Source organism: Flexithrix dorotheae DSM 6795 (assembly GCF_000379765.1).
Classification (GTDB): domain Bacteria; phylum Bacteroidota; class Bacteroidia; order Cytophagales; family Flammeovirgaceae; genus Flexithrix; species Flexithrix dorotheae.
In genome coordinates this window covers 1-3,096 of the sequence record NZ_KB903514.1, presented here as the reverse complement: position 1 = coordinate 3,096, position 3,096 = coordinate 1, and the positions used below count along the sequence as shown (strand labels likewise).

The window sequence follows — 3,096 nt, the reverse complement described above, 5'->3', positions numbered from 1 at the left end:
TATGGAAGGAAAAACCGTTTCCAGCAAACGGATGGGAATATTATGCCCTTGGCAGTATTAACCTGCTAATTTGGACTTTTGCAAATAATAAAAATGAAAACTGAAATGGAAATTAACACCAAAAAACGGCACTCCAAACAAAATCATCCCCACCAAAAAAGCACTCCTACAAGCAAGAAAATAATTGAATTTACACAGCACTTTTTCCGGACCTAACCCCCATTAGGTTCGTTCAACACCAGGAAAAATTCAGTGGGATCCCCCGGACCCACATTAATTTGATCCCATATTACTAAGTGTCCTTTTATGATTAGTTCTGCGGCAAGAGGTTTGCTAATGTTACCCAATGAGCCTGTTAAAACGATATTCATTATCTCTTCTTTTTTGTTTATACAAAACTGCGATGTTATTCAGGAAAAGATGTAGCCAAAACGATTGTTTTGGTAGTCAGAATGGAAAGTCTTTGGGAAATGTTAATTTCTTTGGGATAGTAGTAGGATTACGCCTTACTAAAATAAGTATACGTCCCACTGGCTAGAAGTAACATGGCTTCCAGTTGGCATGATCCCATCCAATAACACAGTTCGCATATTCATTTTAGTGTTTACATAGGTGTCGTTATTACTGATTAAGTCGCTTTTGAATTCTACCTCTCTTGATTACAGAATGAATCGATAACGTGTTATGGATGCTTTCAAGAGGATTCTTGTCAAGTAATACCATATTTGCGGTTTTTCCCACTTCAATTGAACCTAAACTATCTTGAGCATTCATCATTTTAGCAGCATTAAGTGTTCCCATTTTTATAATATCAACTGGTTCCATTCCACCTAGTTCTAGTAGTTGCATTTCTTCATGTAGACTATATCCTGGAAAATTGAAATCATTTCCAGTATCTGTACCCAGAACCATGTTAAATCCCATTCCGTCCAAGAAAATGATGTCTTCAACTTGAGGGAGCATGAAAGCTTCAAGACTGTTTTCATTTATACCGTATCCATTCATCAGAATCCTAAGATAAATTTTCGCTCGATCAATTAATTCCGGAGTGAGTTCGTTTACTGATTCCTTGTAAACACTAAGCATTGATTCAGACTCAAACCATTCAGGGTGTAAGGGGTAAAGGAACGACTTATCAATCATTAATGTAGTTACCCAATTGGGGTTTCTGTTTACAAATTTTTGAAGTAATCTTATTTGAATGCTATCCTGAGGATCAATATTTACTCCGGTAAAATGAACTAGATTCTGAACACCGCCATTGATGGCCATTTCTAGTTCTGTGTTATCACTCACATGCGCAAATACTTCAAGACCATGTTTAGAGGCTTCCCTAACGGTTTTATCAATAAATAACTGGGGCATTCTTTCAACGAATGGAGGAGCAGGACCATCCTCAATTGTTAGCTTGATTCCAACGACTGGATACTGAGATACATCCTGGACTAGATCTTCAATCTGTGAAGTATCCTTCAAATAAAAAATTGTTTCTCCATCACGCCAGTTGCTGCTCTGATATGTCTTCGCAGGATGACGTCCCTCCATGGTAAAATGCTGACTGGTATGAAAAACAAAAGGTGCTGGAATGGAATCCTGATTCCCCTGTTTACGCATTGATCCGTAATAGTCATTTGTACACAAGCTTCCACCTGTGATAAAGACAGAAGTCACTCCATAATGGACAAATCTGGGAAAATCCCTTTCAAAATTTCCTGTGTGAACATGACAGTCAAATAAGCCGGGAATAATAAATTTCCCCGTTCCGTCAATGCTATTTTCGTTACTATTCGATAATATAAATAGAGAATCAATCGCAACTATTTTACCTTCATTTATCCCTATTGAGACTCCAGTTTGTAGCGGTTTCCCTGTTCCATCGATAAGGTTGACATTGGATATCACCAAACCATATTGTTCTGTCTCTTGGTAAGTACAGCCAGCAAGGAACACCATCGATGCAAGGATGATTAACTGTTTCATAAGTTTTCAATGACCACCAATGTCCAGATTGTTACATTCCACTGGATTGGTTTAATATATATTTAAAGTATCGGTTTTGCCCTGCACTTTCAAACAATTCGATAGAGGTATGTGCGCTACCGGATGTTGAACCAAATCTAAAGGTAGCAAAATTGAGTAAAAACTGAAATAATGTTATGGGAAGGTTTTACCAAACCAAATCACATGATAAAAAAGTTAATTGCCAAAAGGTGCTCATTCTTGAGCCATAGGTGCACTAAAAACCTTTTAAAGCAAATTTATTTGTATTGCCAAAACTCAAGCACCTTAATTCCGCTGTGAAATGATATTTGAAAAATGTGTATTTTCTTTAAGTATATGGGCTAAAACACTTTGGGTCAATTTCAAGGTTCCCAAAACATTGAAATCAATTTTTTTTTATTTCTTCTATCCATGTTACCTTAATGGCACCCACAAAACCAACCCCTGCATTATTAACCAAAACCTCAATCTTATTAAAGTCAGAAATTATATTTGACATACTTTGCTCCTAAGTAATATCCAATAGTTTTATTTCTTTAGGTCTGGTATTGAATGCATTCACTTGGGGTTGATTTTTGAATGTGCCAATTACAGAATCTCCCTGTGCAAAAATTTCTTAAGCAGGTGCCTTTACAAGACTGTAGGATATCCTTTTATAAACCAATATTTCATAATTTATTCCACAGTTAATTTGTAATGTGGTGTTGGGTTTAGTGGACAGGAATAAACGTAACTTCCTTCTTTTAATTCAACAATTCCTGTATATTGGGTCTCTCCTTTTTTTACATATGCAGTTGTGAACGAGTTTGGAACTGCTGTTTCCATAACCTCTGAATCTTTATCAGTTTCTTTTTGTATGACAAATCCCAAGTCTTTATTCACATTTTTGTTCACTACCCTGAATTGATATTTTCCGGGTGTTAAATTTAATTCTTGAGTTTCGAATTGCCCCTCCGTTTGAATGAGTTCGATAATTGTTACATCTTTTTCCATAGTTTGTGTGCATATTATGATCGATGCTGACCCACCAGAATTTTTATATTGATCCACCATAATTATGATATTGACCCATCTATAGGATTGAATTAGTGACGG

At 36.2% G+C, this 3,096-nt stretch carries 3 protein-coding genes; all 3 read right to left on the bottom strand.

Translation table 11 applies throughout. The annotated features are described in order from the left end of the window. Positions 1-212: 212 nt before the first annotated feature. A complete protein-coding gene (locus A3EM_RS47915; protein ID WP_020533735.1) occupies positions 213-371 on the bottom strand; it encodes a hypothetical protein in 159 nt (52 codons plus the stop codon). 250 nt (positions 372-621) lie between these two features. Beyond that, the gene (locus A3EM_RS0139310; protein ID WP_020533734.1) at positions 622-1,980 is read right to left on the bottom strand and encodes an amidohydrolase family protein; all 1,359 of its coding nucleotides are present in this window, start codon (positions 1,978-1,980) and stop codon (positions 622-624) included. A 696-nt stretch (positions 1,981-2,676) separates the two neighbouring features. Further along, the coding region (locus A3EM_RS0139300; RefSeq protein ID WP_020533732.1) for a hypothetical protein at positions 2,677-3,096 on the bottom strand (420 nt) is incomplete at its 5' end.